The 25,069-nt window shown below is 51.0% G+C and carries 20 protein-coding genes and 1 pseudogene; 6 read left to right on the forward strand and 15 right to left on the reverse strand.

The window, feature by feature from the left end; translation table 11 throughout:
- Positions 1-46: 46 nt before the first annotated feature.
- A complete protein-coding gene (locus tag LQV63_RS10320) occupies positions 47-667 on the reverse strand; it encodes a M15 family metallopeptidase (protein WP_407672908.1) in 621 nt (206 codons plus the stop codon).
- Here LQV63_RS10320 and LQV63_RS32025 point away from each other — a divergent pair.
- On the forward strand, positions 666-968 hold the full coding sequence (locus tag LQV63_RS32025) for a hypothetical protein (RefSeq protein ID WP_407672909.1): 303 nt from the start codon (positions 666-668) through the stop codon (positions 966-968). The genes LQV63_RS10320 and LQV63_RS32025 overlap by 2 nt on opposite strands.
- 556 nt (positions 969-1,524) lie before the next feature.
- Here the strand turns inward: LQV63_RS32025 and LQV63_RS10325 are convergent.
- The 5 genes from LQV63_RS10325 to LQV63_RS10345 form a co-directional block, all read right to left on the reverse strand.
- Complete coding sequence (locus LQV63_RS10325) at positions 1,525-2,133, reverse strand: 50S ribosomal protein L25 (protein ID WP_233696637.1); 609 nt, start codon at positions 2,131-2,133, stop codon at positions 1,525-1,527.
- Between the two features lie 466 nt (positions 2,134-2,599).
- Positions 2,600-6,064 (reverse strand): family 10 glycosylhydrolase, encoded by a 3,465-nt coding sequence (locus LQV63_RS10330; protein WP_233696638.1) that lies wholly within the window; start codon positions 6,062-6,064, stop codon positions 2,600-2,602.
- 347 nt (positions 6,065-6,411) lie between these two features.
- On the reverse strand, positions 6,412-6,642 hold the full coding sequence (locus LQV63_RS10335; RefSeq protein WP_019423198.1) for a hypothetical protein: 231 nt from the start codon (positions 6,640-6,642) through the stop codon (positions 6,412-6,414).
- Positions 6,639-6,971, reverse strand: a complete 333-nt coding sequence (locus LQV63_RS10340) for a YbjQ family protein (RefSeq protein WP_019423197.1) — start codon at positions 6,969-6,971, stop codon at positions 6,639-6,641. The genes LQV63_RS10335 and LQV63_RS10340 overlap by 4 nt, the downstream gene beginning before the upstream one ends.
- A gap of 124 nt (positions 6,972-7,095) precedes the next feature.
- Positions 7,096-8,562 (reverse strand): aminotransferase-like domain-containing protein, encoded by a 1,467-nt coding sequence (locus tag LQV63_RS10345; protein ID WP_233696639.1) that lies wholly within the window; start codon positions 8,560-8,562, stop codon positions 7,096-7,098.
- Positions 8,563-8,719: 157 nt separating this feature from the next.
- On the opposite strand from LQV63_RS10345, the gene LQV63_RS10350 reads away from it, so the two are divergent.
- Both LQV63_RS10350 and LQV63_RS10355 read left to right on the forward strand, forming a co-directional pair.
- Positions 8,720-9,337 (forward strand): LysE/ArgO family amino acid transporter, encoded by a 618-nt coding sequence (locus tag LQV63_RS10350; RefSeq protein WP_233696640.1) that lies wholly within the window; start codon positions 8,720-8,722, stop codon positions 9,335-9,337.
- Between the two features lie 333 nt (positions 9,338-9,670).
- Positions 9,671-11,617, forward strand: coding sequence for a peptidase G2 autoproteolytic cleavage domain-containing protein (locus LQV63_RS10355; protein WP_233696641.1), 1,947 nt, complete (start codon positions 9,671-9,673; stop codon positions 11,615-11,617).
- Between the two features lie 204 nt (positions 11,618-11,821).
- On the opposite strand, the gene LQV63_RS10360 is transcribed toward LQV63_RS10355, so the two are convergent.
- From LQV63_RS10360 to LQV63_RS10390, 7 genes and pseudogenes are all read right to left on the reverse strand, one after another.
- Positions 11,822-12,004: a hypothetical protein gene (locus LQV63_RS10360; protein ID WP_233696642.1), complete on the reverse strand. Its 183-nt coding sequence runs from the start codon at positions 12,002-12,004 to the stop codon at positions 11,822-11,824.
- A gap of 50 nt (positions 12,005-12,054) precedes the next feature.
- The gene (locus tag LQV63_RS10365; RefSeq protein ID WP_233696643.1) at positions 12,055-13,035 is read right to left on the reverse strand and encodes a cysteine peptidase family C39 domain-containing protein; all 981 of its coding nucleotides are present in this window, start codon (positions 13,033-13,035) and stop codon (positions 12,055-12,057) included.
- Between the two features lie 47 nt (positions 13,036-13,082).
- The gene (locus LQV63_RS10370) at positions 13,083-14,090 is read right to left on the reverse strand and encodes a hypothetical protein (RefSeq protein WP_233696644.1); all 1,008 of its coding nucleotides are present in this window, start codon (positions 14,088-14,090) and stop codon (positions 13,083-13,085) included.
- A gap of 77 nt (positions 14,091-14,167) precedes the next feature.
- A complete protein-coding gene (locus LQV63_RS10375; RefSeq protein WP_233696645.1) occupies positions 14,168-15,040 on the reverse strand; it encodes a helix-turn-helix transcriptional regulator in 873 nt (290 codons plus the stop codon).
- 409 nt (positions 15,041-15,449) lie between these two features.
- Complete coding sequence (locus tag LQV63_RS10380) at positions 15,450-16,340, reverse strand: hypothetical protein (RefSeq protein WP_233696646.1); 891 nt, start codon at positions 16,338-16,340, stop codon at positions 15,450-15,452.
- Between the two features lie 140 nt (positions 16,341-16,480).
- Positions 16,481-16,971, reverse strand: a pseudogene (locus LQV63_RS10385) (AlkZ-related protein).
- A 41-nt stretch (positions 16,972-17,012) separates the two neighbouring features.
- Complete coding sequence (locus LQV63_RS10390) at positions 17,013-18,008, reverse strand: helix-turn-helix transcriptional regulator (RefSeq protein WP_233696648.1); 996 nt, start codon at positions 18,006-18,008, stop codon at positions 17,013-17,015.
- Positions 18,009-18,185: 177 nt separating this feature from the next.
- Between LQV63_RS10390 and LQV63_RS10395 the strand changes: the two genes are divergently transcribed.
- The 3 genes from LQV63_RS10395 to LQV63_RS10405 all read left to right on the forward strand — a co-directional run bounded on the left by LQV63_RS10395 (position 18,186) and on the right by LQV63_RS10405 (position 22,515).
- Positions 18,186-19,292, forward strand: coding sequence for a nitric oxide synthase oxygenase (locus tag LQV63_RS10395; protein WP_233696649.1), 1,107 nt, complete (start codon positions 18,186-18,188; stop codon positions 19,290-19,292).
- A gap of 203 nt (positions 19,293-19,495) precedes the next feature.
- Entirely contained in the window at positions 19,496-21,970 is a 2,475-nt protein-coding gene (locus LQV63_RS10400; RefSeq protein ID WP_233696650.1) for an ATP-binding cassette domain-containing protein, read from the forward strand.
- Positions 21,971-22,086: 116 nt separating this feature from the next.
- Positions 22,087-22,515 (forward strand): MarR family winged helix-turn-helix transcriptional regulator, encoded by a 429-nt coding sequence (locus tag LQV63_RS10405; protein ID WP_233696651.1) that lies wholly within the window; start codon positions 22,087-22,089, stop codon positions 22,513-22,515.
- Between the two features lie 121 nt (positions 22,516-22,636).
- Here LQV63_RS10405 and LQV63_RS10410 read toward each other — a convergent pair whose 3' ends face one another.
- Both LQV63_RS10410 and LQV63_RS10415 read right to left on the reverse strand, forming a co-directional pair.
- On the reverse strand, positions 22,637-23,629 hold the full coding sequence (locus tag LQV63_RS10410) for a phosphotransferase family protein (protein WP_233696652.1): 993 nt from the start codon (positions 23,627-23,629) through the stop codon (positions 22,637-22,639).
- A 381-nt stretch (positions 23,630-24,010) separates the two neighbouring features.
- Positions 24,011-25,021 carry a P-loop NTPase family protein gene (locus LQV63_RS10415; protein WP_233696653.1) on the reverse strand — a complete coding sequence of 337 codons (1,011 nt, stop codon included), beginning with the start codon at positions 25,019-25,021 and terminating at the stop codon, positions 24,011-24,013.
- Between the last annotated feature and the right edge of the window lie 48 nt (positions 25,022-25,069).

Here is a 25,069-nt window from a genome sequence, read left to right on the forward strand (position 1 = left end):
AGCCACCTATGGCCTTGACTGTCAAGCCCATAGGTGGCTCTCTTTCTTATTGTTCAGATTTATTTTCCGTCAATGCAGTCGTGGACGCGTATACATATTCCTCCAGCGTCAGCTTGCGTTCCGCCATCTCCGCTGCTCGCTCCACACCGACATACCGCAAGTGCCAAGGCTCATATTGATAGCCCGTAACCATTTCTTTGCCTTTCGGATAGCGCAGTATGAATCCGTACTCAGGTGCATGTCGAGCGATCCATTCGGCTTCTGCGGAGCCGGCAAAGCAATCTTGTACCGCACACTTCCCATCGCTCCCAGATACGTCGATCGCAAGCCCCGTCTTATGCTCGCTGTGTCCAGGCTCGGCGCTATAGGACATTGCTTGCTCTTTGCCGTGCTTTTTCACATATTGACGATAAATCCACGATTGCGCCGCTTGAGAACGATATGCTGAGACGCCCGCCAAAAAGATGCTGTCCTTCTCCGCATCAGCGAACATTCGTTCCAATGCCCGCGCCGCTTCTCGACGCATGAGACGTTTCTCTGATTTTTCGCGGAAAATAAATCTCACCTTCGGGTCCACCAAATCATCTGGCTCATATTCTTCCGGCAGCGCATGCTGTTTATTGACAAGAATGGCCATGCCGTCATGACTGATTGGAGTGGGCTGCATGTCCGCTGCCCGTTTCGTCTTCGGCCCTTCTGAAGCAACGGCGAGCAGTTTCCCCGATTCGGGCTTAACTGACAATGCATTCGATGATTCAGTTGAAGATGCGGTGGATAAAGTGCTCGGTGATCTGGATAATGATGCAGCTGATGATGTGCTTGATTCAGTTGATGATAGGCTCGCTGATCCGGTTGAAGATGTGTTCGGAACAGGCGCTTCCGCTATTGAACCGCAGCCCGCAATCATCGTGATAACTACCATGCAACATATATATAAGTGTCTATATCCTTCATTCGACATGTGCTAACCCTCCTCGTCTTAGTATGGAATAACTATCCTCTTACCATGTACGCATACGCACAGATACCGTCCATTTTATAATTACATTGGTGTGTCTAGGGCGAGAAGTACTGTCATGTTGCCTTTTGCTCCACTATCCCATATCATCAGAAAACGTCATTAGGCTGTAATTTTCCGTATCATGCTTGCTATGTTCCGATTACTGTTGCTCTGCGAGTTATGCTTATAATGTCTCGCTAACTGTTGCTCATACGTTTCCTGCGCGCAATGTTGGATGACTGTGGCTTTTACCTTCCGCACTCGCAGTGTTTGGACGACTGCTGCTTTTACCTTTCTCACTCACATTACTCGGGCGACATTTCTTTTAACTTCCTCACTCGCGGTATCCAGATAATTGTTGGTTTTAGAAATTGTACTCCCAGTGTTCGGATGATGGGACTATGAGAGTTTCTGAAGGAACGGGAGAATGGGCAAAGGCATCAATTTATAAAGGATGAGAGTCTCCTTAAAACCAAAAGAAGCCTGCTGAAAGAATCTCAACAGGCTTCCTATATTTACATGAATCAGGATGGTTGCTCGTCCGCTGCATCGACAGCCCCATCGCCCGTATCAACACCGCGTGGTACGATGATGGATACAAGCAATTCATCCTTGTTCGAAATGAGCTGAATATCGTCAGGCAGCGCTACTTCATGCGCCAAGAGCTTGTCCCCCACATTCAAATGGGAAATATCCACTTCAAAAACAGAAGGCAAATCGGAAGGAAGACCTTCGATTTCCAATCCCGTTTCCTGGCTCTGTATAATTCCGCCTTTCTTCGTACCGGCTGGAGTTCCTTGATATTCTATCGGAACGCGTACACGAATCGGCTTGTTGTCCGATACCTGTTGAAAGTCGACATGAATCCAGGCTCCATTTTTCTGTTCCATTTCTTTGATTAAGGTCTGAATCGGCTTCATCCCCTCAATCTTCAAGTGAAACGTTTCTGTTCTACCTCTGCGCGCCAATTTTCCGATTTCCTTCGAATCGACATGTACCGGTATGCTGTCCATGCTCGAACCGTAGACGACTGCTGGAATACGTCCTTGTTGCCGCAAGCCCCGAAGGGCGGAACGCTTGAAATCAGTTCTTCTCTCTGCTTTCAATTCGTACATGTTGCTCTGTGCGTTCATAACGTAACAACCTCCCTCTCGCAATCCTGTCATTCTACAAAAATGCCCTGTCTGTTATAGCAAGGCATAGAGGTTATTACCCGTCTTAGTTGTTTTGTAAACAGTAATATTATAATGGATTCAATCGCAACAAAAGTTCACCACGATGAAACAGGTTCGGTTCCATTGGATTTCGTACAATAGAAATGAGTCATTTAAAGCTGAACGTAACGTTTCATTGGATTGCATACAGCAGAATCCACTTGAAGCAGTTGCTTACAGCACGAACAACAGATTAGATTGGATGCTATCCAACCAATCGATCATTACCGCTCGATTACGCAGCATTCCACTGTATATTTTCCAACGAAATCTATCCACAAAAATTTAAAATCTCTGAAGCCACAATCAATAACTAAGAGACGCCGATCATCAGAATGACCGGCGTCTTAATAACTATAAAGAAGTCAAGTGGATATAGACCTGACTAGTTATGTTTAAAAGGCGTCACGACAAGCCGTTCCGTTGCCGTCTTACCCTCGTATCCAGCGATGATCGTCGCTTTTCCTTTCGCGATCGCACGGAGCTTGCCGCTGTCGCGGTCGATCGCAGCCACCTTCGAATCCGTGCTGTACCATTGCACGCCCGAGCTGACGACTTGCTTCGTGCCGTCCGCGTAGTAAGCGGTAATCTGCAGCGTTGCCGAAGTCCCCGCCTTCATCGGCTTCAGCTTCCCGATCTCGATGCGCCTCGGCTGCTTGACCTTGGAAGCCACCTCAATATCAAGCGATGCCTTCAGGAACGGGCCGTAGCGGGCCGTAATTACCGCCTTCCCCGCTTGCTTCGCCGTCACAATCCCGCTGCTTCCGTCAACTTGAGTGACCCGCTCGTTATCGGAGGTGAACGTCACTCCGGCCGCCAACGGAATGCGATTGCCGCTGCCGTCGATGCCGATGACTTGAAGGCTTTGCTGTTCTCCTGCCTTCATCTCCGCTTCGCCGCTCAATTCAATACTGACGATAGCCCGATTCAATACGATTATCGGATCACTCGGCACACTCTCATTATGAAGGCGATCGACTGCCGTTACGGCATACGTGTATGTCTCGCCTGTCACCGCGCTTGTATCCGTAAACAGGAGAGGACCGCCGCTCTTGCGCACCGTCAGTATGATCTGACTCGGATCGTTCACATTCGGAGTCGAGCTGCCTACCGTCCGATAGAGCACATAATACCCCGCATCACTGTCCTTGTTGTCCTGCCATGCGAGATGAATTCCCCTATCCGTCACATGAGCGGCCGTCCATCGCGGCGCTGCCGGAGCCTTCGCATCAAGCCAAGGCATCACGGGAACAAGCGCTTGGAAGCGGTAGCTGTCTTGTATGAGCCGATCGCGCAGCCCGAGCGGATTGTCCAGTACGCTTGTCGCGCTAAAATGCATACTGCCCTTTACCGCATCGTAATTCAGTATATATTTCAGCTGATTCGGCAGTTCGTTCGGATTTTTCCACACCGGGTCGTCGTTGGCATTAATTTTGTAATCGGCGTGGCCAATGTAGAGCTGCGTATGCGTCCCTGTCACCTCTTTGCTCCACCAATCGACGAGCTTTTCGAACGCAGCTGGTGTAAAGCCGAAGCTCCAATAAATCTGCGGCGCAATGTAATCAATCCAGCCTTCCTGTATCCATAAGCGGGTATCCGCAAACAGATCGTCGTACGTCTGTACGCCAGCCGCCGTATCCGAACCTGCCGGATCCGTCGACATGTTGCGCCATACGCCGAACGGGCTGATGCCGAATTTCACATATGGCTTCACCTGCTTGATTTCAGAGGAAAGTCGCCGAATGAACGAATTCACATTGTCACGGCGCCAGTCCGCTATGTCGCTGAAGCCCGCTCCGTATTTCCGATATGCTTCACCATCTGGAAATTCGACGCCCGATACTTTATACGGATAGAAATAATCGTCGAAATGGACGGCATCGATATCATACTTGCGTACAACTTCCATGATGCTGTCCGTGACGAATTGCTTCGCCTCCGGGATGCCGGGATTGAAATACAGCTTGCCGCCGTAACTTATGACCCAATCCGGATGCAGCCGTGCCGGGTGATCCTCCACCAGCCGGCTCAGGTCTGCCTTCATGCTAACGCGATATGGATTGAACCAGGCGTGGAACTCCATGTTACGCTTGTGTGTTTCTTCAATCATGAAGGCAAGCGGGTCATAGCCCGGGTCCTTCCCCTGCACGCCGGTTAGCCACTCCGACCATGGCGCATACTCGGAAGGATAGAACGCATCTGCGGTTGGCTTGATTTGCATGACGACGGCGTTCATGCCGCTTGCTTGCAAATCGCCAATTAAGTTAACATAATATTTTTTCTGTTCACTTATAGTGACAACGCCTTTCTTCGGCCAGTCAATATTTTCGACCGAGGCAATCCACGCCGCTCGCAATTGGCGTTTCGGTGCTGTAGTCTCCGCATTTACGACAAGCGTGACAGCAGCTGACTTTCCCTCATACGTTGCCGTAATGACGCTCACCCCTACTTTCAATGCGGTAATGAAACCGTTCGCGTCAATGACGGCCACTTGCGTATTGCCGCTCTTATAGGCTACGCCGGATGATACTTCAATTGGTTCGGTCTGGTTCTCATAGGTCGCCAATACCTTGCCTTGAAGCGTATCTCCCACCGTCATCGAATGCAAGCCGCTCAGTTCAATGCGCTGTAATTTTGGCAGCGCGGGCTCGATGGTCAGCTCATACGTTGACGAGAGAGAGCCATATACGGCCCGCACTACGGTCGTGCCTTGCTGAAGTGCGGTAACCAGTCCATTCGCATCGATGGAGGCCACGTTCGCTTGGCTGCTGTCGTATACCACGCCATTCAGCATCTTCACTGGTTGCGGTACACCGTAATAATTAGCGAACGCTTCGGTCTGATTCGTCTGGCCAACAGGCAGATTCGGCAAGCCATAGAAATCAAGCTTATCGATAACCGGCGCCTCAACACCCACAGCCAGTTCATATTCTGCTGTGGAAGCTTGACGATATCGAGCGGTAATGTGCGCTGTGCCTTCCTTGAGCGCCGTGACTGAACCGTCCAAGTTCACTTGAGCGACAGCGGGATCGCTGCTCGCAAGCTGTGCGTCACTCGTCACATCGATGGGTTCCTTGCTGCCGCTGTACGTTGCCAGCACATTGACGCGCTTCGTCTCACCGACTTGCATCGGCGTCAAACCATTCAGCGTCAGCTCATACACATCCGTATCACCGTAAAACACGCGCAGTTCATCAAAGTAAAGCGCACCTCCATTTTTATTGCGGTCGCTCGTCTCCACAAGATAGATCTGGTTCAGCCTGAGCGGTTCAGTAAGATTGGACGGGATGTTAGCTGTTATATAGCGCCAGCCGTTCCAGTTCAACCCTCCACTCGCGGTGAAGTCGACTGTCGGCTTGGCGCCGCTGGCATCCTGAAGATGTGCGCGCAGCCAATGGTCGTTGCCGTCACCATATACCCAGATACCAATTGTCTTCGGATAACCGTCAATTGGCCTTCCGGCAGCGCCGGAAACATCCTTGAAATTCATATAAGCAGCCGAGGTGCCTTCCGTGCCCGTAAAGTCATACGGCAGCTTGGCGGAATGAAGACCATGCCGGACCGGCTGCGGGCGTGACGACGGTACCAATGTGACGGAACCCGGCACCGCTCGTACGGACGACACGGCGATGTCCTGAATCTGCTCAAAATCTTCGAGCAATGCTGCGCGGGTACCGATAGATGCAATTGCGTCTGCTTGAGGTTGTTCGATAATCCATGGTTGGGACGGTGGTGTCTCGGTTTCATCAGGGGAAGTTAATGCGAAAGCGCTTGCAAAAGTGCTGAACAGCATGAGGAGTGCCAACATCGAGACCATCATTTTACGGGCGGTGTGCCTTGTCGGAAACAATACATCATTCCCTCCTTCATAATAGGAAATTATGCAGGTCGTCTCTTGAGGTCTGAAATAATATTTCACCATTCGTGGCAGATATAAGTTTATAATATTTCAAATTTGCTGTACATAGCGAAAAATGATTCATTTTGTTGAATTCGGAATACCACCAACATTTTAATGGAAAATGCGCAGGATTGTTCCGGGGTACGAAGAAAATTATTGACCTTTCGTTCCATTAATCATTATTGACTGTTCATTCCAGACACACTTCCCCTCTCCATTCAATAGGTTTAACTAGGATAAAAGGTTGAACAGCACAGAAAGGAATGGAACTTGGGCCATCCCCTCTGCTCACCGTCCTATTCCTTGCCCAGCTTGTAGAACCGCTTTCCCGTCTGCGGATGGAAATATACGGTGATCAAATCTCCGGTTGTTGGGTCATACGACACTTCCCCAGTAGAAATAAAGCCGGAAGGCACCACCGTGCCCTGCCTGTCGTCAAGCCGCCTATCCTTTTTCGCGGATGCGATCAACAGCCCGACGAAGACGATCAATTGAATCGCGCCATAGATGAGGATGAACTTCATCATCGCGGCATCTTCTCTTTCTCCACGACGACGGCTGTGCCGTAAGCCACGATTTCACTCATGTTACTGCCCACTTCGCCGGAATCGAACCTCATCATAATAATGGCGTTAGCCCCCATCGCCTGCGCATTGGCAACCATTCGATCGAGCGACTGCCGGCGCGCATCCTCCAGTAATTCCGTGTACTGCTTAATCTCGCCTCCGACCAGCCCTTTAAAAGCGGCAGCAATGTCCTTGCCGATTCCGCGCGCCCGCACCGTCAGTCCGAATACGGTCCCTTTCACTTCGACGATGTTATGCTGCGGCACGTGTTCTGTCGTCACGATGATCATTGTCGTTCCCCCTCTGTCGATCTCTCTATCCTATATCATAAATCAAATCATCCATAGTACGAATGAACGCTTAGGTTCGTTCAATCAGGACAACATTTTTGTTGCGTAAATGCGGCGACACCCATCATACGGAAAGACAGTGAATGTGGCGTATCAATATGGACAGCTCTATCATGGCCCGTTCCATCTCATCGAGCCCGGCATAGGCAAATGACAATCGCAGTTGCTTCTTGGCTGAACGATCATAAATATAACCCGGATTAATGAGAATGCCCCGCTTGAGCGCATGTTCGAACAGTGCAGCCATGGAAATGTTGGCGTGCAACGTGACCCAAATGTAGAAGCCGCCTTGCGGCGTGCTCCAGGTGGCGAGATTAGACCAATGCGCGTCTAGCAGTTGCAGCATGCAATCGCGCCTCTCCTTCAACTGTCTGCGGATGGTTCGGCAATGCTCCGCATGCCATCCCGCCCCGAACCATTCCGCGGCGGCAGCCTGCGACAAGGAACTGGAGCCGTAATCGGTCTGCATTTTAATATCGGCCAACCGTTCGATAACCGGCTGTGGTCCGACGACCCATCCGATACGCAAGCCGGGACTAACAATCTTGGACATCGTGCCGACGTACAATACTTGCCCCTGCGTGTCCAGAGCGCGCAGCGGTGGCGGCGGAGCTTCGTGGCCGAACCATAGCTCTTCGTATGCGCCGTCTTCGAGAATCGGCAAGCCGATGCGTAGGCTCGTCTCCAACAGATCCCGTCTTCTCTTATCGCTCATGACCGTCCCTGTCGGATTATGAAAGGTAGGAATCGTATAGAGCAGCGAAGCGTCATATTGCCGTTTGAACCGCTCGACATGGGACACTTGCAGCCCGGACTCGTCCATCGGCAAGCCAATGAGCTTCATCCCCGCGGATTGAAAGGCGTGAATCGAATATAAATAAGATGGCTTTTCAAGCAGCATTGTCGAGCCTTTTTCCAACAGACCGGCAGAGATAAGCTGGAAAGCCTGCAACGAGCCGGACACAATCAAAATAGTGGACGGCGGCGCGGAAATGCCTACCCTCTGCAGATGGGCGCTCACTTGCGAACGAAGCGCATAGGTGCCCAACGCTTCTTCATAGCCGAGAGGCATATGTTGCCGTGCCAGTTCAGCAAACAACAGTCGAACCTGTTCCTGCGGCAGCAGCTCTGGGGACAATTCACCCGTCCCGAGTCGAATCATCGTCGGATCGAATTCCATTCGGTTAATCGTCTGGATCGTCGGCAGATTCGGATAGTGAACACCGTCCTCCACATATGCATTCCAATTCGGCGGCGGCGGTGACTCCCACTGACGTTCCGGCTGGTGATGAATGATTGTCGTTCCGCCCCCGCTTTTCCCTGCGATATATCCTTGTGATGTCAAGTGTTCCAAAGCCATAATCAGTGTGCTTCGATTCACTTGAAAAGCCGCTGCCAAGGCACGCTGAGAAGGCAGCTTCATGCCCACCGTCCATTCCCCGCTCGTTATCTTTTCTTTCATGAACCCTTCAATCTGTTGGTATAACGGAATCGATGAAGACGGATCTGGCTTCCAATCGATCTTATCCACGAGGCAACACTCTCCCGTACCCTTATCGTCTTCCAATTATAATGTTTGGTTGGGCTGCTATACAACCAAATGGTTGGGGACAATCCGCTGCAGATCATATATCCTTGATGCTGAACAACGCGTTGATTCAGTACAGCATGGAGAAAGAGGAATTAGAATGACAGAAGCTTTTGTGCACGGTGTATTGCTCGCCTTCGGGTTAATTCTTCCGTTAGGTGTTCAAAATGTGTTTATTTTCAACCAAGGAGCGATTCAGCCGCGCTTCGTCAAGGTGGTTCCGGTCATCATAACGGCCGCGCTCTGTGATACGCTGCTCATTTCGTTGGCGGTAGGCGGCGTATCCCTGCTTATATTGCAATGGACGTGGTTAAAAAGCCTGCTCTATGTCGCCGGGTTCATCTTTTTGCTCTACATGGGATGGAGCCTGTGGAAAGCTGAGGTCGCGACGGATCAGAGCGAACATGGGCAGCTATCCGTCAAAAGGCAGGTACTCTTCGCATTGTCGGTGTCACTCTTGAACCCGCACGCCCTGCTGGATACTGTCGGCGTTATCGGCACGAATTCACTTCAATACACCGGGACGGACAAGTGGGCCTTCATCGGGGCGACGATTGGCGTGTCGTGGTTGTGGTTTATCGGCTTAGCCATTGCTGGCCGGCTTCTCCGGACGTTGGACCATTCCGGCAAGTGGATGAGCGGATTGAACAAAATCTCGGCGCTAACGATCTGGCTCATCGCTTTGTATATGGGCGTAACGATGATAATGTCCTTATGAAAAAACAATTTATTTTATGCAGTTAAACGTTTATTTAATATCGATAATTATTAAGGGTGGCCGCACAACAATAAATGCCGTTACCAGCGATTGAGTGAAGCTTAAACGGATGCCTAAGGGCTCCATGAGCTTCGCTGCTGCCATTTTCTAAGGTGAAAGAAAGTGCAGGAACAAGCTCTTCGTTACATGACATGCTTTGTATAAATGGATGGATAAGCACACCCGAAACATATTAAGGGTTGTTTTACTATTTGATTCGCCGTTTCTGCGAGAAAGAATCTATCATATTTTATAGTAGATATTATTATTTCTTATATTGGGAGGTTAGCTCCTATGTCATGTAATCAACAGCCGAGCGGAGCTTGTTCCGATGCAGAAGGTTCCAATACGACGGCAAAAGGATTTGCATCCCATGCGGAAGGAGCAAGCGCAACCGCCTTTGGCGACGCTTCTCATGCAGAAGGATCAACAACGAAGGCACGCGGATTCGTGTCCCATGCCGAAGGAGCTCTAACTACGGCAAGCGGAGACGCCTCTCACGCAGAGGGCTCAACAACGACAGCAAGCGGGTTCGTGTCTCATGCGGAAGGGGCAAATACCATTGCTGGAGGCGACGCATCTCATGCCGAGGGTTCAATGACAACGGCAAATGGATTCGCGACACATGCGGAAGGATTTCAGACGAACGCGAGCGGCAATGCTTCTCACGCGGAAGGCTCGCAAACAACGGCGGCAGGAGAAAATTCACACGTTGAAGGCTTTAAAACGCAGACCACTGTGAACGGCATGAATGCTCATGCCGAAGGTGAAGAAACGATTGCCAGCGGGAGAGCTTCACATGCCGAAGGCAACCAGACGGAAGCAAGCGGCGATTATTCCCATGCGGAAGGGGAATTTACTTCCGCGAGGGGGAAAAGTTCTCATGCCGAAGGATCAGGTTCATCGGCAGATGGGGAAAGCGCACATGTCGAAGGACGTGGTTCCTATGCGAGTGGGCTTGCCGCTCATGCCGAAGGATATACATGTTTCGCTAAAGGATCTGGTTCTCATGCCGAGGGATTTAGCACAGTAGCTGAGGGATCAGCTACTCATACGGAAGGACAAAATACCCGTACATTCGGTTCTGGCTGTCACGCGGAAGGTTTTGGAACTCTGGCAAGCGGGGAAGCTTGTCATGCCGAGGGCATACAGACCGAAGCATATTGGCAAGCCAGCCATGCCGAAGGAATAGGCACTGTAGCAAGCGGCTACGGCTCCCATACAGAAGGTTTATACACAAGCGCAAGCTTTACTGCCGACCATGCCGAAGGTTATTATACAAAAGCTTACGGAGGGGCGTCCCATGCCGAAGGAGGCAGAACATTAGCAGATGGAGACTACTCTCATGCTGAGGGGTATCAAACACAAACGACGAAAACAGGGATAAATGCTCATGCAGAAGGTGAAGAGACCATCGCCAGCGGGACAAATACCCATGTCGAGGGGTACAAATCCGAGGCAAGCGGACTTGAGGCTCACGCTCAGAATACGAGTACGGTAGCAAGCGGAGCTTCCTCTCATGCAGAAGGCAACAGCACCACCACCAACGAATTTGCGAGAGCTCATATCATGGGGATAAATGGTGCCGCAAACGAAGAAAACGCCTGGTTTCTGGCCAACGGAGCAATTCCATACGACCCGAATGGCATCGTGGCGAAAATATCCGGCGATGGCAGTGCACGCTTTGACAACAGCGTTACCGGCTCCTTCTTCAGCCCCATTGCCGGAGCCTGCAATTATGCCGAAATGTTCGAGACTACAGATGGACAGACCATTGATGTAGGATATTTTGTAACTCTCGACGGCGATAAAATCCGAAAGGCTGACACCAGTGATAATTATATCTTGGGTATTACCAGCTTCAATTATGGAATACTGGGAGATGCGGCAGATACAAGTTGCAGCAAATTCCTCTATGACGAGTGGAATCGAATTCAATATCACGATGTCGTCATTCCTTCTATTACAAGGGAAGAACGCGTCATCGAACCGGAACGCACAGAATCAAGACCGATATTGAATCCGGATTGGGTACAAAGCCAGAAATGCGCATCCCGCCTCGAGAAGCCTGAGTGGGCAGCCGTCGGTCTGAATGGGAAACTGCTCGTCCGCGATGACGGCACCTGCCAAGTCAACGGTTATTGCAAGCCTGACAACGAAGGGATTGCTACCGCTGCCGAGCAGGGATATCGGGTAATGAAGCGGACGGGACCGAATCAGATTTTAGTCTTGTTCAGATAGAATCGGGGATCATTTTCTAAGCATAAGTCTGCTTACAACTGCGTTAACTTGCTAAAAAAGGGCCTTGAGTCTAAAGTGTGTAGAATCAAGGCCCTTCTCTGTGTGATTATGGTTGAAAAACAGGCGCATCAATTACGACTAGCTGACTGTGGCTCTATCAATCAATCGAACCATCCGCTTCGTATCGGCTATAAGACTATCTAGCTAAGCATCGTCTACTCTTTCCTGAGTTGCTTTCACGCACTTTTTACATACCTGAATGGATGTTCCGTCCGATTTGGTTTGCGTATACAGCAGCTTGATTCGAGTGCTTCCGCACACGGGACAAGTCCCTCTGCCGTGACTCGGCATATTCCATAATACTTTTCCTCGTTTGGTCTTTGCCATTTTGTTCGATATCTCCTCTTTATTCATTTCGTTTATTTATCTTCTATCTTCTATCTTCGTTCCGGAGTGACACCTCGTGAAAGCCTTACATCATGAACGACTTGCTTCATCTGGCATATGGCTGCCTGCTCTGCATCCTTGGCTTCCTGAAAACAGCGGGCTATTTCCAGCCGGATCGGCATTGTTGTTGGTTCGTCGGCAAGACATAACGCGAGCAGCCGATTGATGTCCTCATACATGCGGCATACCTGCGCATAATAGCTTGCCACAAGCTCCAATCCCGCCATTTCTGGCTGCATCGACTGAACATACTGCGCAATATAGCGTTTGAACACACCGTACATCCGAATCGTCCGGGCAGCCCCGTCCCAATCGAACTCGCCTTCGCGAAACGCCTCGATCAAGACGTCATACGCGTGTTCTCCGCAAGCGAATTGATCCGCACATAGTGCAGTGTCATGATGTTCCCATTGATAAATTGCCTGTACAAAGGATTCCTTGACCAAGTCCCGAATATCGAACGCAATGCGTTCTGCACCGAATAATTGACAGAAACTAAGCGGCGATTGCCCTTGTCCCAGCGTGTCGAATGAAATGGATTGATTGGATTTCCCCGCCGAATCGACCGCATAGAACAGCCTGTTGTCATCGTCATACCCGTACAAGGACATGAATTGATCCTGCCATACGACGACGCCTACCCCTTGGTCAATGGAATGCATTGCTTCCTTCACCACATGCTGACGATAAATCGGCACGAGCGGGTGGTCGGCATAGCCCGCATACGTCTCTGAGTATACGCCGACGAAATCAGCAGCCAAGTAATGCTGCGCACACCAATCATAGGCGAATATGGACACGGCAGACAATTGCCGGTGAACGCTGAAGCGGAACGCGAGCGCGGACATGCATGCCAACGCGTATTTCGGATACGTGGTCAGCCCGGCAGCGTGCAGCACAGCATGAAATTGATCGATGAACGTATTCGTCTCCGGTTCAACCTTGAACGGAGACAGCTTGATGACGGACACCTTCTTCTCTCCTCCCCCGCATGCGAACCTCTTGCTATAAGACGCTGCTATCTCGGGGAAGCAATACCCCAGAGCGCAATATCAAGTTCTCCCGGCAACCTATCTTCGCAGCCAATACACGCTTTTAATTCATGAACTGCCTTCTCCTCAAGCTCCTTCGCCTCGCGGACACTCTTCAACAGTGCAGGAAACGATGCTTGATCGAGGGCAGCAGTCCCCTCGTCGGCACGAATGAAGCGGCAAATATGCCGATATACGGCGTCTACTTCCCGATACGCTTGAAGCACCGCTTCGGTCAGGCCCAATTCGGCTTGGATAGCTTCCAGGTAAGCGACGATATCGCGCTTGATTCCAGCGTAGGACTTTAGGATATACGTTCCCCCGCTCGCACTGTATCGGCGTGATTCCAATGCCTGAATAAGATAATCGTATGCCAGTCTGCCCGAGGCAAACGCTTGATCGGGTGCCGTTTTATGCGGCGTTTCCCACTCCGATACCGCTGCGCGCAGTGACTCCCTATAAATGTCTGCTTCGGGCCTGTCCCATTTATCCAACAACAGTTGATAGAACCAGAACGGAGTGCCATTTCCCGCAACTCCGAAATTGTCGTATAGCATGACTTGCTCGTCCTGCGACCAACCGTCTCGGTAAAAATACACTTCATCCTCATCATCATAGCCGTGGATGACTGCGAATTCGGGCAGCCAGAACACCACGCCCAGACCACGGTCGATCGACAACTTAATAGAACGTTCGGCCTGCTTCTGGGCCAATGGGAACGTCGGGTGCCTAATATAGCCTGCTGGCGACACATTCGCCCAGCCCAGCCGCTCGGCCGCTTCGCCGTGCTCTTTGCCCCAATACCCATACGCCGTCATCGAGCTTTCGGATAAATATTCATGAATGATAAACTTGAATGCCATGCCAGTCATGCCGGACAGCATGGATTTCGTGCCCGCAAACCGTCCCGCCGCAGTCAATATTGCATGCAGCGCATCGATATAGCTTCTGTACTCTCTTTTAAAATCGATACCTTCGAGCTTGTTCCAACTCAAGAGCGGCCGCCCCCTAATCTTTCATCGCGATAATCCGATTATACAAAGAATGGTACGACATAAAATGTCGTACCACTTCATTGCGTCTCCAAATCAGTCAATAATTGCATCAACCGCCGCTTCACTTTCTCTTTTAACCATTTTGGCTTGTGGATCGCCGTCCATCCCCGCACAGAGAGAAGTTGATCAATAAAGGGATCGATATGTATAAACTCAATTGCGTATTGACCGTTTCCAAGAGGCTTGACGTTATAGCTGCCCCACTCCTCGCCATTCAGTTGTCCAGAACATTCCAACACGGCGACAAACGGGCGCACTTGACTGGCATCAATATGTTCGTTCAACGCGTCGTGATGCATCTTTTCAAAGCGCTCCTGCAGCATTCGTGTGCCCACCATCCGGTCAAGACGATAGATTTCCGTTTGCCTCGTTTCCTCACAATAAGCCGATATATAGTCAGCATAATACTTAAAATACATTTGATACGGATGAATCGTGCCTCTGATTTCCCCGTGCTCCGCATGATTATATACGATAGCCACTTTGCGGGACTGCGCCAAAGACAGCCTCAACGTATAGGCGGTGTCAACGATCGCTGACTCAATTGCAAAGGAAGGAATGGAGTGCTCCGTACTGTCGGTGTTCGATAAACGACGGAATAATCGGGATACCTGCTTTTGCAGCTTCTCATTTTTCACACCGTCATCGAAGTCGCCATATTGATGCTGCTCGTAACGGTAAGCCAAAAAAGAGATAACCTTCTTCTCCTCTTCGGTAATATACAGACTGGGCAAAATATATGCCGTATCCTCGTACTCGTATCCGCGGCTTTTTGCCGAATAATACAAAGGAGCTCCCAGCGAATTCATCAAATACTCGATATCCCGGTTTGCCTGTCTCGTCGAGATTTCGAATTGCTGTGCGAGCTTTCTGCTATTCGGATAGTTCATCGATCTGACCTGCTGATCAAACCATAAGATGCGGTGCATGTTGCTCAAATATGTACCCTCTCGTTTCTATATTCTCTATGAATGTCCAATGATATATACTTCGACTTGGCTTAGCTCGAACGCAAAGACAGTTTGATTCAACTTAAATGATACAGATAAACGCGCCGACATGGGTATGCGGTGAGACCGCATACCCTAACTCAACGCGACTTGTTCTCAACTTCAGACGCACATCTCGTGAGCAAAACGCCGTCGGACGGTCCAACGCGCTGAAATGATGCAGTTGATTTCCCCGGAAATCGCGCAAATCGAGGGAAATGTATATAGTTGCGTGTGTTTTTGCAGTTCAGCGTCGTATTTTCCGATTTTGGCGCGAAAAGTACTGAATTTGTAAAGCACATCACGCGGTTTAGAGCCGTCCATACGAGCGCAGGGTCTTTAAGCGCTCCACGGTAATAAATCCCCGCCACTCCAGCTCGCATGCGAAGCTGACGGCCGGCCAGTTGATCGGCCACCCGCCGTCTTCGCTCTGGTCTTGCAGCAGCGCGGTCAGATGCCGATCCAGATCCGCTTCACCTATGAACCGTCCCGCATAGCTATCCCGTGACGGTGCCCAGTCGAGCACTTTGTGCACATAACCTTGGGCATGCGGATCGAGCTCAATCGTGCCTGGATGGGACAACCATTCGTCAACCTTCGCCAAATAAGCGCCGGCCCGTTCACGGTCTCGATGATTTTCCAGGAAGGTAATGCACTGAGTGACGTCATGAAAATCACTTGTGTCGACCTTCTCAATCCGCTCCCATACGAACTGCTCTGTCTTGCGGAACCACGTCTCATGCGAAATAAAAGGGACCGCATCCTGCTTCAATAGAAAGCCCATCATCCGACCGGTCGGATTCATGGATGCCGCATCGTCCCGTTCCGTCGTCCACCACGGCGCATGGGGGTAATCATTCACACTGCAGAACGAGCGTGGAATGCCGCCAGTCTCCTCCACGGTGGCCGATTCCATAAAGCGTGCAATCCCCGAAACGATCTCGCGATTATATCCATCGATCTCATCCAGGATGGTCAGCGCGACTTCCGTCGGCACCGGCTGGCTGTGAGGGCAGCGGATGTCTGGCTCAAGCGCATTGCCGAAGCCTCCATCTACGTTCTGATAAGCACGGAGGACGGCCAAGACACTCTCCTTCGTGCCTTGTCCAAAGAAATATTCGAACCGCATCCGATCGAGCAGTCTTGCATTGTGGTATATGAACTGTCTTGCGTTCTCCAACACTTCATTAACGTTATTCATATTAAACCTCCTTAATAATTAATGTCATTAATTGAATTGGTTTTGCTCTAAAAAGTACTCTTTCCTTTTGACTTTCCATGTAACTGTGCGCATCATTCCGCTTAAATACGTCAGGTATTCAGCCGCTTTGTACTCATGCATTACCAGCCGAATATTTTCCCCATATACGCCATCGCCTCTGCGCTGCTGCTCTGGGACAAGCGTCCATGCAGCCGCTCCTTCGCTTCTGCTATCGGAATCGCAGCGGCTTCGATCCTCGTCTGCTCCATCCAATGAGGCATCGTCTCATACGATGTGCTATTCCAGCCATTAATTTCCCCTGCTGCGCATCAATGATGGCAAGCAGCTCACATGCCGCCTTCGACAGCAGCCCGTCCTCGTATCGTTCCTGGCCGGAACGAGCGCTGCCCAAGATCGCATACACGAGCGGAACAAGGTCGCGGGCAATGAAGACGGCTTTCTTCTTCAGGAATTTCCCGTATGCAGCTGTCCCATCGCCTGGGAAGCGCACTCTCCACCGCCAAGGATCGAACTCGGTATCGGAGTGCCACTGCTCCTCCTTAGTGATTCCACTAAGCGACGGATGGTCCGGTATTAATTTCGCCAGCGGCAATATGCCCACTTCCTGCATCACCTCTACTGCCTCATCGTAAGTATGTACGATAATGTCCTTCAATGGCCATTCCCTCCTTTTTCTTCAGCATCATATCGATTACACATCTGTTCAGCAATCCGGCGTATTTCCATTCTCAGCACCGCCGGCTCCAGGACTTCCGCTTCCAGCCCTAATTGATAGAAAAATCGGACTGCCCATTCCCATTCCGCTTGCGGGCAATCAAAGGACACCTCCCAGATGTCCTCACCTACCGCCCTCACACATTCCCCAATGTGTTCGTCCTGTTCGACTTGAAGCAAGCCACGATACGTCAAGCGGGCACGGATATGGATCGTCGCTGGCACGTTTCTGCTCGAACCTGCCTCCCGTCCATCAAGCGCATCGCGTTCCGATAGCTTGTAGCACAATATTGCTGCAGCCAACTCTGCTTCGTCCCCGAGCGGCATAAGCTTCTCGAAGCGGTCGATGCGGAACGATCTCGACTCCCGGTGCACGGTCGAATACGCTTCGCAGTACCAGAAGCCGTGGGCCGCATAAATACGCTGCGGCAGCAAAGTTAACCAGCGCTGATGATTCTGCGAGCGATAGAACGCACGCACCCAGGCTGATACTGAGACATAATCCAGAAGGGCGGACAAAAATGGTGTGCGATACTTCCTTTTTGGCACGGCTAATTCCATTTTTTCCAATAACGGTGCGATTTGAGACCTCGTCTCCTGCGGCAGCACGTGCTTAATTTTGTCCATCACGGTCCACCGTTCTTCATTAAAAGGCGAGTCCGGCAATTGGGTCATCCCTCGCAGCGCAAACAGCACCGTGAGCGCTTCCATCGAATTGAATTGCAATGGGGGCAACATATACCCATCCATAAGCCGGAATCCCCCAGACGGACCGGTAGAGGAATATAGGGGCACCCCCATCTCACATAGCGCCTCCATGTCGCGCAGAATGGTGCGCTTCGACACCTCGAACTTATCCGCCAACGATTGGGCGGTCTCTGGGCGCTGCTGCAAGGCCATGATGATAGCCATCAATCGATCTGCACGCTTCACTGCTTGTCCTCCCAATCTGTATCATCGATTCATTACGTCGATTATAACATGGGATTGGTGACATCTTGTGTGTCACCAATTCAGGGGGTTCATAAAAAGTTCGTTAGCGGACATACCTGCGGTATCGTTCGTATGTTAATCTGAGAAGACAGCAATCGGAGAGAGGACATCATTCACATGACGATACAATATAATCATACGCTGTGGACAGCGGCATCGGAGTTCTTACGGCAATGCTACCATGAGTTGGGAATAGATGATAGCAGCCTCGCGGACAGATTACAAGAAGTCGCCCGTGAGATAGAAGCAACGAGCACTTATTCGCACACGGCGGAAGAGCTGGCGCACGGGGCGAAGATGGCTTGGCGCAACAGCAACCGCTGTATCGGCCGCCTCTTCTGGCCGTCCCTGCATGTGTTCGACGCCCGGTATGCCGAGACCGAGGAGGACATCCATGCTGCTCTGCTAAGGCATATCGAGTTCGCCACGAACGAGGGCCGGATCCGGCCGACGATAACGGTCTTTCCCGCTACGGAACAAGGCCGTGACCGAGTTCGCATCTGGAATCATCAGCTCATTCGCTACGCAGGGTATGTGACAGAACAAGGCGTGGTCGGGGATCCGCATTCTGTGCCGTTCACGAAGCTGTGCCAATCATTCGGTTGGCAAGGGACTGGAACTCCCTTCGACGTGCTGCCGCTAGTCGTACAGACCGGGAATAATCCGCCACAATGGTACGAGCTGCCTCCCGCCAGCGTAATGGAAGTGTCATTGACACATCCGGAATTTGCGTGGTTCGAAGAGCTGGAACTCAAATGGTACGCCGTTCCGATCATTTCGGACATGCGTCTTGACATCGGCGGCATCTCCTATAACGCGGCACCCTTCAACGGCTGGTATATGGGTACAGAGATCGGCGCGCGCAATCTCGCGGATGACACGCGCTATCATATGCTGCCAGCCGTGGCCGAGCGCATGGGGCTGTCGACGGTTTCGAACGCGACGCTATGGAAAGACAAGGCGCTCGTCGAGCTCAATGTCGCCGTGCTGCATTCTTTCAAAGAAGCTGGCGTCAGCATCGTCGATCATCATACGGCCGCGCAACAGTTCATGCGCTTCGAAGAGCAGGAACGTCAGGCGGACCGTCCGCTAACGGGCGACTGGACCTGGTTGATTCCGCCTTTATCGCCGGCGGCGACGCCAATCTTCCACCGAAGCTACGACAACGGCGAGATGAGCCCGAATTTTCACTACCAGCAGGCGCCTTATGCGGCGAACGACTAAGCTCCTGCTTATTTTGTATGATTCTTTCAACATCTCGAACGAATAGGCCTGTCCTAAATCAGTTGTGCTGATACAGGGCAGGCCTCTTTGTATTTTCCCTGCCGTAAAAGTTGACAGAAATCCCTCCGAGCAGTATATTAGTTACCCAAGATAATAGTTAACCTGTTCAACTATATCAAATCATGTTCAAGAAGGTGAATGCTATGACTGGCAATCAAGACTGGATTATAATTACAGGTGCCAGAGAACACAATTTAAAAAATATCGAGGTCCGCTTCCCCCGCAATCAATTAACCGTCGTGACCGGCGTGTCCGGCTCCGGGAAATCAACCTTGATGTTCAACATCCTCTGTCAGGAAGGCGAACGCAAATTCATCCGCGCAACCGGAAGGGTTCCAGACAATGTAGAACGGCCCGATTACGATGATATACTCGGGCTCTCACCCATTATCAGCGTGAATCAGCATCATCATAACTACAGTCCGCGATCAACAGTCGGGACGTATAGCGAAGCTTACACGTATCTCCGTTTACTGTATACGGCCATCGGCGAGCGGCCTTGCCCGAACTGTCACGGCACTATCGCCTATGCGGATCTACGCTCGGCGCCGAGATCGCCTGCCGAAGATGCTGCAACTGGCTTGGAATGCTACCCATGTCCAACATGCGGCTCACCTGTCGAGAACATTACGATGGCCCATTTCTCATTTAATACCGAACAAGGCGCCTGTCCGGCCTGCATGGGCTTGGGTGAACAGGTCGAACCGGTTATCGATGCCATACTCCGCCCGGATCTGTCTATTCAAGAAGGCGGCATTCAAGTATGGAAAAAAGGGTTCATTTGGCACTTCGGTCCGCTGCTGGTGCGAGCGGCTAAATATTACAATTTGCCTTTCGGTGAAGAAGATCTAAAACGCCCGATCGGCGAGCTGCCCGAAATCGTCCGCCATCTTCTGCAGTACGGAACAGACGATCCGCGGCTTCGAGCGCTTCGGCCCGATGCCCCCGCCCCTTCTAATATGAAGGAAGGCAAGTATGAAGGAGCCATCAACAGCTTGATGCGGCGCTATTACGAGGAAGCCGGTGAGGATGCGGACGAGGAGTTCGCCTCATTTTTGCGCCCGGCCGCTTGTCCGGCATGTCAGGGCACGCGGTTGAAGCCGTCCAGCTTGGAAGTGACAGTGAATGGCACGCCGATACACCATTTGCTGCGTATATCGATTCGGGATCTACTGGCGTGGCTGAACGAACTGCCGCACGCGCTGGAATCGCGTTATGTCGAAGCGGTACAGCCGATATTGGCGGAGTTGACGGATCGGGCGCAAAGCTTGGTCGATACAGGTCTGGGGTATTTGACACTAGACCGCGGCTTCTCCACCTTGTCCGGTGGCGAAGCGCAGCGGATGAGACTGTCATCCCTGCTGAACTCGAATTTGACAGGCATGGTGTGCGTGTTGGACGAGCCGACGGCCGGACTGCATCCGCAGGACACGGATTCGCTAGTGGCCGCCATGAAAAAGCTGCGGGATTTAGGCAATACGATTATCGTGGTCGAGCACGATCTCGATGTGATCAAGCAATCCGATTACGTTGTGGACATCGGTCCGGCTGCTGGCGAACACGGTGGCCAAGTCGTATTCCAGGGTACGGTTGCTGATCTGCTGCAGCATCCGGCGTCGATAACGGCCAAGTGTCTGCGTGAAGACGGACTCGCCTTGAAGCGAGACGTGCGCCGATGGAATCATGCCATTACCCTCACCGAAGCGTGCACGCATAACTTGAAACGGATCTCCGTCGACATTCCGATCGGCGTGCTGACGGCAATTACCGGCGTATCTGGCTCTGGGAAGTCCACGCTCATCCTGCAGGAACTGCTCGATCGACTGCATACGCTGCCTGGATCGGATCAGATCCAGCATACCATCGTCGTCGATCAGCATGCGATGGGCAAAATGGCACGATCGAACGCGGCGACCTATACAAAAGTGTTCGATCATATCCGCGAGCATTATCGGCAGCTGGCGAAGCGCGAAGGCATGAAGCTGAAGGCGTCGGACTTCTCCTTCAACGTGGCTGGAGGACGATGCGAGGCGTGCAAAGGAACCGGCCAATTGAAGCTTCAAATGCACTTCATGCCCGCCCGTTATCTGACATGCCCCACTTGCCAAGGCAAGCGATATAATGAGACAATCTTAGGCATAACGTATCGCGGCCGGCATATTGCCGACGTGCTGGACATGAGCATTGCGGAGGCGCAAGAACTTTTTCAAGGTATTCCAGACATTGTACGAATATTGGACTGCTTGATTGATATCGGCTTGGGCTATTTACCGCTCGGACAACCGGCCAACACCTTCTCCGGCGGTGAAGCCCAACGAGTGAAGCTGGCTTCCGAGCTGGCTGGAACGAGACGAAATCACACGCTATACATTTTGGATGAGCCTTCAATTGGCCTGCATGACAGCGATACAGGCAAGCTGATGAACGTGCTGGACCGTCTAGTGGACAAAGGAAATACGGTCATCGTCATCGAGCATCATCTCCAGCTCATTCGCCAGGCTGATTGGATTATCGAGCTTGGACCGAAGGGTGGAAATGAAGGCGGTGAAGTCATTGCGGAAGGTACGCCGCAAACCTTGCGAATGCATTCGGGTTCGATATTGAAGCGCTATTTATAGCCGTCGATAGAACATCAAGCATGCCCCAATAATAATTCTAGGTTGCTCCGGATTACTCTAGGATCATCCATAATGAGCCGGGGATGCTTGCGTGTAGACAGAAAGGAACATTGCCATTGAACGATTTCAACTCTTTCGAGAAGGAATTCACTTCTTTTCAATGCAAGGTGGTATCACATCATAACAAATTCAATATTCAAGGCATCACATCCGCTCAATTCAATATTATCGATTACTTAGACAAGCATGGGCCGAAAACGGCCCGTGAATTGGCGGAAGCATTTCACGCCTCGCTTCCGGGCATCTCGAAGCTGACGAAGAAGCTCATCGACAAGAACATGATATCGCAGACGCGGGATGAAACGGACCGGAGATATTATCATCATGCGGTAACGGAAGAAGGCCGAGGTTTTCTGCGTGCGGCCGCGACATCCCGGAATGAAGTGATGGACAGCATCAAGCTGACGTTGAACGAGGAAGAACTGGAGCAATTTACGGCGTTGTGCCAAAAAATTAACCGTTCGCTCGCCGAGGCGAAGGAGTAAACGGGACCATTCAAGCAAACAAGGGAAGCATACCGCGCACATGCACATCTTATCGATGCATTTGCCGGGTGCTTCCCTTGTTGTTTTTGTTAATGATGTAAGTACATTTTTGAATTCGCCCTTATACGTGCGCTAGCTCAGTCATATGCCGAAGCTGCTCGAAAGTAGCTTCAGCGAGCGCTTTTTCATGAAGATACTGCGCTTCATTGTTGTTCTGCACCTTATGGAAATAGGCGTTCATCAGTTGCAGCAGGAACATGTACGAAGTCCGGCGGATGTTCGCTTCATGCGAATCGTCCAACGTACGGCCATAACCTCTCATAAAGTGCGGGTTGTTGCCCCATAACGCAAATTCGTATTCCCGATCGCCGAACAACGCGCGGTCCGCATCGATAACAGCGGCGATGTCCCATGTACCGTTCTCTTCCCGTACCAACACATTTGGTTCCCACAGATCGTTATGCACAAAACGCGGCGTTTCTGCCAACTCGAACACATGCTTATGTTCACGGAAAAAGTCGTAATACGTTTGCATCATCATCTCGTCAAACACTTCGAACCGGGTCGTCTTCTCCGCGATCTCATCGGTGAAGGCTGCAATGAAGTCCCACCATGTGCGATACGCCCGTTCAGGATGATCCGGCTGAGGCCAGCCGTAATAGTCCGCCGTGATGCTGTGCATAGCCGCTGTAGCTTTCCCGAGGCGTTCTTGGATCGTGCTGCGATCCATATCCGACATTTTCGCTTCGTGAAGCGGAATGCCAGCCACATACTCTAGTACGACGTAGCTGCGCGGGATGATGCGATACGAATCGTCAAATGCCAGAATACGCGGCACGGGAATACCGACCCGGCGCAACTGCTCGTAAATCCACGGTTCCTTCGCCATCATTTCGCGCTCGAATTGGAACAACAGCTCTTGCCGGGACGGAGCAAAGCGGATGATTACATTCTGGTCAGGACACTTTGTAGTGACGAGATACGTCGTATTGAACAGTCCGCCTTCCCGCAGCTTCGCCTCCGCCACGACCGTATCACGGTCAAATACGTGTTGAATAATGCGGGTCAGGCTATATTCATCCACAGCTTTAAAAATCCTTGAATTCTCATTCATGCTGAATCACTCCTCGAAGTAATCGAATTCATGTATGTCATTCATTAACAATTATCATAGACTTGCCTAACCTAGAATATAGCTGAATGCACGAACTGTCGATAGCAATTGTTGCATGAAAACGAATTAAATTTGAACTTTTGGTGACAATTGCAACAAAACAAAAGCGGCGGCTCCTATTAGGCCAGATTGACATCCAGAACGGCTTCCAGAATGATATCCATAATTGACTTCCGGAGCAATTTCATAACTGAAATCTTGAATGGGATCATTGATATATTCAAGCTTTCATCAGTTCATTGTACCCGATCAATCACTCGGTTGATTTCAATTCAACTTATATTGAAGTTGTGATTCCAATATAAGTTTACATAATAAATATTACGTTAATTTATTTTCTAAAAATCGATCTACTTGCTCCAAACACGTCTCCCAATCGTAGCCTGAGTTATCCAGAATGAAATGTTTCCAAGGGAGAAGCTTCAATACCTCTTTCTCGATGCTTTTGCGTTCACGCAGCACCTCAAGGCAGCCTTCCAGTCCCGTCAAGCCATGCGCTAATCCGTAGCCTTGTGATGTGTGATAATTCAGGAAGCCTTCATACCATGATGATGACCGGGTAATCGCCGCACGTTCCAGCGTGTCCCGTATATCTGACTGATCATAGTAGAACAGCACAGGCTCAAGCTTTCGTACCCGGTCGGCCAAGTCCTGTATGAACGACAGGGTGTCCCGGCGTGCTGCATGATGCCGCACGAGCATGGCGCACAGTGTATTTTGCAGGAAGCAGCATTCGAAAATATACACCTTCTCCTCTGCGGCGGCGCATGCTCCGAATTGCCCCCACCGTCTAAGCAGCAGCTCGCGGTACTTCTCGATTGGAAGGCCGTCATATATATCATACGGACGCACATGCTGGATGATCGCATTCATCGCATCCCGCTTGGATGGAACGGCCTGCTCCCCTCCTTCCATCACATACATGCGGCCATAGCAGAACAAATAATCCCCATCCTGGTTATCTGTACAGGCCAAGATCGTATCCCGCTCACCCGGATATAGGTGAAGCAGTTCATTGAACTGATTTTTATTCAGACAGGCGGTATATTCGTAATCCGCTGGATGATCCGTGTTGCCTTCCAAATACAGCTCAGCCACAACCCCCCGCTCCCGAAGCTTGTCATAGATGTGCTGCGCTGTCGTCGTCTTGCCCGAACCTGCTACACCTTCAACAATAATCAACTTGGTGTTTTTCATCCTTCTTCTCTCTCCTTTACCCGTCGTCCACGGGCGCACAAATAGCCGCAGGAACATCCCTGCGGCTGTTATTTCACGGCATACGCCGATCCAGATCAAAAAGACCGCAGGAATCCGTCCCCTGCAGTCGTTCATTACGGCAACAAACCTGTAACATGCCAACGTGTCTAGCGGGAGAATGCA

The organism is Paenibacillus profundus (assembly GCF_021369635.1).
In the GTDB taxonomy this organism is placed as follows: domain Bacteria; phylum Bacillota; class Bacilli; order Paenibacillales; family Paenibacillaceae; genus Paenibacillus_B; species Paenibacillus_B profundus.

Coding starts and splice junctions, on each gene's coding strand:
- LQV63_RS32025 (WP_407672909.1), top strand. CDS start 666: ATGTCCGCTGCCCGTTTCGTCTTCGGCCCTTCTGAAGCAACGGCGAGC.
- LQV63_RS10320 (WP_407672908.1), bottom strand. CDS start 667: ATGCAGCCCACTCCAATCAGTCATGACGGCATGGCCATTCTTGTCAAT.
- LQV63_RS10325 (WP_233696637.1), bottom strand. CDS start 2,133: ATGAACGCACAGAGCAACATGTACGAATTGAAAGCAGAGAGAAGAACT.
- LQV63_RS10335 (WP_019423198.1), bottom strand. CDS start 6,642: ATGATGAAGTTCATCCTCATCTATGGCGCGATTCAATTGATCGTCTTC.
- LQV63_RS10340 (WP_019423197.1), bottom strand. CDS start 6,971: ATGATCATCGTGACGACAGAACACGTGCCGCAGCATAACATCGTCGAA.
- LQV63_RS10350 (WP_233696640.1), top strand. CDS start 8,720: ATGACAGAAGCTTTTGTGCACGGTGTATTGCTCGCCTTCGGGTTAATT.
- LQV63_RS10355 (WP_233696641.1), top strand. CDS start 9,671: ATGTCATGTAATCAACAGCCGAGCGGAGCTTGTTCCGATGCAGAAGGT.
- LQV63_RS10360 (WP_233696642.1), bottom strand. CDS start 12,004: ATGGCAAAGACCAAACGAGGAAAAGTATTATGGAATATGCCGAGTCAC.
- LQV63_RS10375 (WP_233696645.1), bottom strand. CDS start 15,040: ATGAACTATCCGAATAGCAGAAAGCTCGCACAGCAATTCGAAATCTCG.
- LQV63_RS10380 (WP_233696646.1), bottom strand. CDS start 16,340: ATGAATAACGTTAATGAAGTGTTGGAGAACGCAAGACAGTTCATATAC.
- LQV63_RS10395 (WP_233696649.1), top strand. CDS start 18,186: ATGACGATACAATATAATCATACGCTGTGGACAGCGGCATCGGAGTTC.
- LQV63_RS10400 (WP_233696650.1), top strand. CDS start 19,496: ATGACTGGCAATCAAGACTGGATTATAATTACAGGTGCCAGAGAACAC.
- LQV63_RS10410 (WP_233696652.1), bottom strand. CDS start 23,629: ATGAATGAGAATTCAAGGATTTTTAAAGCTGTGGATGAATATAGCCTG.
- LQV63_RS10415 (WP_233696653.1), bottom strand. CDS start 25,021: ATGAACGACTGCAGGGGACGGATTCCTGCGGTCTTTTTGATCTGGATC.